The sequence below is a fragment of the Bradyrhizobium nivariense genome, from assembly GCF_029846695.2.
In the GTDB taxonomy this organism is placed as follows: Bacteria; Pseudomonadota; Alphaproteobacteria; order Rhizobiales; family Xanthobacteraceae; genus Bradyrhizobium.
On the sequence record NZ_JARWCR020000145.1, the window covers coordinates 1 to 5,072 of the forward strand.

Sequence of the window (5,072 nt, forward strand, 5' to 3'; positions counted from 1 at the left end):
GAGGGTTGGGGTGGGGGTGTCTCCACAATGGATACTCCCAATGTGGAGAGAGCCCCCACCCGGCGCTTCGCGCCGACCTCCCCCGCAAGCGGGAGAGGTTGCAGAGAATCCGAGGGCCGACCAATTTCACCAAAGGCCGAATGCTCCAGGTGGGCCTCGGAACACCCTTCGTCCCCGCAAAATCCACGCCTTTCAGCGACCCGAAACCGCCTGTCGAATCGCGCTTTTTTCAACGCCCGAAATCGGCCTTCGAAAGCCTTGAAAACCGGCCTAAAAATCCTATCTGATCAAAGGCTTGCCGGGAGATACTTTGCGCTAGGCGCAATCCGTCTTTCATGGCACAAATAGCCTGCATATCAGCGCCTTTTGCGCCGCTGATTCGGGCGACATCTCGAAGGCCTTTCATGACAGAACCTGCTCGGCAGACGCCTGCCGAAAACGAGCCCTCAAATCCGAGCGAATACGGCGCGGAATCGATCCGCGTGCTCAAGGGTCTCGATGCCGTCCGCAAGCGTCCGGGCATGTATATCGGCGATACCGATGACGGCTCGGGCCTGCACCACATGGTCTACGAGGTCGTCGACAACGCGATCGACGAGGCGCTCGCGGGCCACGCCTCGCGCGTCGATGTCGTGCTCAACGCCGACAATTCCGTCACCGTGCGCGATGACGGCCGCGGCATTCCGGTCGACATCCACAAGGGCGAAGGCATCTCGGCGGCCGAGGTCATCATGACCCAGCTCCATGCCGGCGGTAAGTTCGACCAGAATTCCTACAAGGTTTCCGGCGGCCTGCACGGCGTCGGCGTCTCCGTCGTCAACGCGCTGTCGAGCAAGCTCGGCTTGCGCATCTGGCGCGACAACAAGGAACACTACATCGAATTCGCCCATGGCGATGCCGTCGCACCGTTGGTGGTCGTTGGCGATGCGCCCGGTAGGCGCGGCACCGAGGTGACGTTCCAGGCCTCGACGGAAACCTTCAAGAACATCGAGTATGATTTCGCCACGCTGGAGCATCGGCTGCGCGAGCTCGCCTTCCTCAACTCCGGCGTCAACATCGCCCTCTCCGACATGCGTCACGCGGTCGAGAAGCGCGAGGAGATGCACTATTCCGGCGGCGTCGAGGAATTCGTCAAATATCTCGACCGCAACAAGAAGGCGATCGTGCCGGCGCCGATCATGGTGCGCGCGGAAGCCAACGGCATCGGCGTCGAGGCCGCGTTGTGGTGGAACGACAGCTACCATGAGAACGTGCTGTGCTTCACCAACAACATCCCACAGCGCGACGGCGGCACCCATCTCGCCGGCTTCCGCGGCGCGCTGACGCGCCAGGTCAACGGCTATGCCGAGGCCAACGCGAAAAAGGAAAAGATCGCGCTCACCGGCGACGACTGCCGTGAAGGCCTCACCGCCGTGCTTTCGGTGAAGGTGCCGGACCCAAAATTCTCGTCGCAGACCAAGGACAAGCTGGTGTCCTCGGAAGTGCGTCCCGTGGTCGAGAACGTGCTCAACGAGGCGCTGCAAGCCTGGTTCGAGGAGCACCCCTCCGAAGCCAAGATGATCGTCGGCAAGGTGATCCAGGCCGCCGCTGCCCGCGAAGCCGCGCGAAAAGCGCGCGAGCTGACGCGCAAGAGCCCGCTCTCGGTCTCCTCGCTGCCCGGCAAGCTCGCGGACTGCCAGGAGAAAGACCCGGCGAAATCAGAACTCTTCATCGTTGAGGGCGACTCGGCAGGCGGCAGCGCCAAGCAGGGCCGCAACCGCGAATTCCAGGCCGTGCTGCCGCTGCGCGGCAAGATCCTCAACGTCGAACGCGTGCGTCCCGACAAGATGCTGGGCAGCGAGCAGATCGGCACGCTGATCACCGCGCTCGGCACCGGCATCAGCGACGAATTCTCGATCGAGAAGCTGCGCTATCACAAGATCATCGTGATGACGGACGCCGACGTCGACGGCGCCCACATCCGCACCCTGCTGCTCACTTTCTTCTACCGGCAGATGCGCGAGATCATCGACGGCGGCTATCTCTATATCGCCCAGCCGCCGCTCTATAAGGTCAACCGCGGCAAGTCCGAGCAATACCTGAAGGACGAGCGGGCGCTGGAAGATTATCTGATCGATACCGGGCTCGACGATTGCGTCTATATTCCCGGCACCGGCGGCGATCGCACCGGCCGCGACCTGCGCTCGCTGGTCGACGACGCCCGCGCCGTCCGCGGCATCCTGCGCAGCCTGCACACCCGCTACAATCGCAAGGTGATCGAGCAGGCCGCCATCACCGGCGTGCTCAACAAGACGATCTACGGCGATCCGGAGAAAGCCGCCGCGGCCGCGCAATACATCGCCGCCCGCCTCGACACTCTCGCCGACGAGGTCGAGCGCGGCTGGATCGGTCAATACGTGGAAGGCCATGGTTTCCAGTTCGAGCGCACGGTGCGCGGCGTCAAGGAAGCCGCCGTCATTGACGACGCCTTCCTCGGCTCGGTCGAGGCGCGAAAGCTGGACGAGTACACGGTGAAGCTCCAGGACATTTATGTCCGCCCCGGCAAGCTACGGCGCAAGGACGTCGAGCACATGGTCTACGGCCCGGTCGATCTGTTCGAAGCCGTCACCGACGCCGGCCGCAAGGGCGTCACGCTGCAGCGCTACAAAGGTCTGGGCGAGATGAACCCGGAGCAGCTCTGGGAGACGACGCTCAACATCGACGCTCGCTCGCTGCTCCAGGTGAAGGTCAAGGAGGTCGACGAGGCCGACGACATCTTCACCAAGCTGATGGGCGACGTGGTCGAGCCGCGCCGCGACTTCATCCAGGAACATTCGCTGAGCGCGACGATCGATATCTGAGACGCTCCGACCGCCGGTGAACCTGACCGGCGGCCATTGCGACGAAACGGTTGAACCCAGCGGCCTGTTCCGGCCGGGAAGCTCGTGCCATGAGCAGCTCTGCGACCACCAGCCCTGCCCTCCCCTCGCGACGTCTCGGCGTGATCGGCAGCATCGTCGGCGTGCTGGCGCTGATCGCGGCCGTTCTGCCGCACTGGATCGTGCCGGTGATCTATCCGCCGCCCCCGGCGGACCAGGTCATTGCCGACACCGGGCACCGCCTCAAGGACCGACTGATCGCGCGGGTCAAGGGCGTCGAATATCACGCACCGCCGCGGGAGAAGTCGACGGGAAGCCAGCTCAGGGAGGCATCCTCGATCGGCGCGATCTCGCTCGGCCTGCTCGCCATCCTGTTCTCCGTCCTCGCGCTCGTGTTTCGCGAGGAGAGGCTCCTGGCCGGCGTGGCGGCCGCGCTCGGCAGCGGCGCCATCGCCATCGAGATATCCTTCCTGGCCATGGGCGTGCTGATGCTGATCGTCATCCTTTATGTGGTGGCGACTATCATCGGCTTGTTCTAAACGCCAGGTCCAGCGGGCCTGTTCAGGGCCGATGAGCGGCCCTCTGCCGCGACAAGTGCAGAATTGCTACCCTGCTCAATTCTCGGTAGTTTCCGCTTCCGAACCGCCCGCCCCCACCCACAGGACAGCGAGAGACCTCAGTGGCGCCCATCCAATATATCGTCGAGGGCGGTCACCGGCTCTCGGGCTCGATCGAGCCGTCCGGCAACAAGAATGCGGCGCTGCCGATCATCGCGGCAGCCCTGCTCACCGAGCATCCGGTGACGTTGGAAAACGTGCCGCGGATCCGCGACACCGAGACGCTGGTCGAACTGATCCGCTCGGTTGGTGCTGCGGCCGAATGGACGGCCCGCAACACGCTTCATATTCATGCCAAGAGCATCCGCGCCGCCGATCTCGATCCGGACTTGTGCGTCCGCATCCGCGCCTCGATCCTGCTCGCGGGCCCCCTGCTCGCCCGCTGCGGCGAAGTGATGCTGCCGCCACCCGGCGGGGACGTCATCGGCCGCCGCCGTCTCGACACGCATGTGCTGGCGCTGGAACAGTTGGGGGCCAAAGTCACCGCGACCGACCGGCTCGAATTCCGCGCGGCAAGGCTGGCGGGCGCGGATGTGTTTTTGGACGAGCCCAGCGTCACCGCGACCGAGAATGCGCTGGTCGCGGCGGTCGCGGCCGACGGCGTCACCCATTTGCGCAACGCCGCGTCCGAGCCGCATGTGCAGGACCTCGCCAACTTCCTGGTCGCGCTCGGCGCCAGGATCGAAGGCATCGGCACTAACACCATGATCGTGCACGGTCCGGCGACGCTTGGCGGTGCGACCTACCGGATCCAGCCGGACCATATCGAAGTCGGCTCACTGATCGGACTCGCGGCCGTCACGCGTTCGCCGCTTCGTATCGTGCGCGCCGGCGTCGAGCATCTGCGCTCGATCCGCATGGGGTTCGAACGGCTCGGCATCGTCTGCCGCATCGAAGGCGACGATCTCATCGTGCCCTCGAACCAGACGCTGAAGATCCAGGACGACTTTGGCGGCCACGTGCCGAAGCTGGAGGACCAGCCCTGGCCGGCTTTCCCGGCCGACCTGATGTCGATCGCGATCGTCACCGCCACGCAATGCGAGGGCGTGATCCTGATGTTCGAGAAGATGTTCGAATCGCGGATGTTCTTCGTCGACAAGCTGATCGCGATGGGCGCGCGCATCGTGCTGTGCGACCCGCACCGCGCCATCATCGCCGGTCCTAGCCGGCTGCGCGGCGCATCGATGATCTCGCCGGATATCCGCGCCGGCATGGCCATGCTGCTCGCGGCCGTCTGCGCCGAGGGCACTTCCACGATCAACAACGCCGACCAGATCGAGCGCGGCTATGAGCGCATCGACGAACGGCTGAATGCGCTCGGCGCGAAGATCAGGCGCGTGCCTGAACGGTAGGGGTGAGGCGGTAGCTTTTCACCTCGCCCCGCTTGCGGGGAGAGGTCGGAATTTGCGTAGCAAATTCCGGGTGAGGGGGAGCCTCCGCGAGTCCGACTGTCACTATTTTTGCGGAAGCAGCCCCTCACCCCAACCCTCATTCGCGCTAGGTTTAGCTCTGGACACAAAGAATCTCGATATGATTCAAGCTTGGGATGAAGATTCGTCCTGAGATTTTGGATCATTGGCCGGAGGTGAGTGCGCAG

The 5,072-nt window shown here is 64.2% G+C and carries 3 protein-coding genes; all 3 read left to right on the top strand.

The window, feature by feature from the left end:
• Positions 1-404 precede the first annotated feature (404 nt).
• The 3 genes from gyrB to murA all read left to right on the top strand — a co-directional run bounded on the left by gyrB (position 405) and on the right by murA (position 4,827).
• On the top strand, positions 405-2,840 hold the full coding sequence (gyrB, locus tag QCM77_RS45295; RefSeq protein WP_280097059.1) for a DNA topoisomerase (ATP-hydrolyzing) subunit B: 2,436 nt from the start codon (positions 405-407) through the stop codon (positions 2,838-2,840).
• Between the two features lie 89 nt (positions 2,841-2,929).
• Complete coding sequence (gene yidI / locus QCM77_RS45300) at positions 2,930-3,397, top strand: inner membrane protein YidI (protein ID WP_279667881.1); 468 nt, start codon at positions 2,930-2,932, stop codon at positions 3,395-3,397.
• Positions 3,398-3,537: 140 nt separating this feature from the next.
• Positions 3,538-4,827 carry a UDP-N-acetylglucosamine 1-carboxyvinyltransferase gene (gene murA, locus QCM77_RS45305; protein WP_279667880.1) on the top strand — a complete coding sequence of 430 codons (1,290 nt, stop codon included), beginning with the start codon at positions 3,538-3,540 and terminating at the stop codon, positions 4,825-4,827.
• Positions 4,828-5,072: the final 245 nt, after the last annotated feature.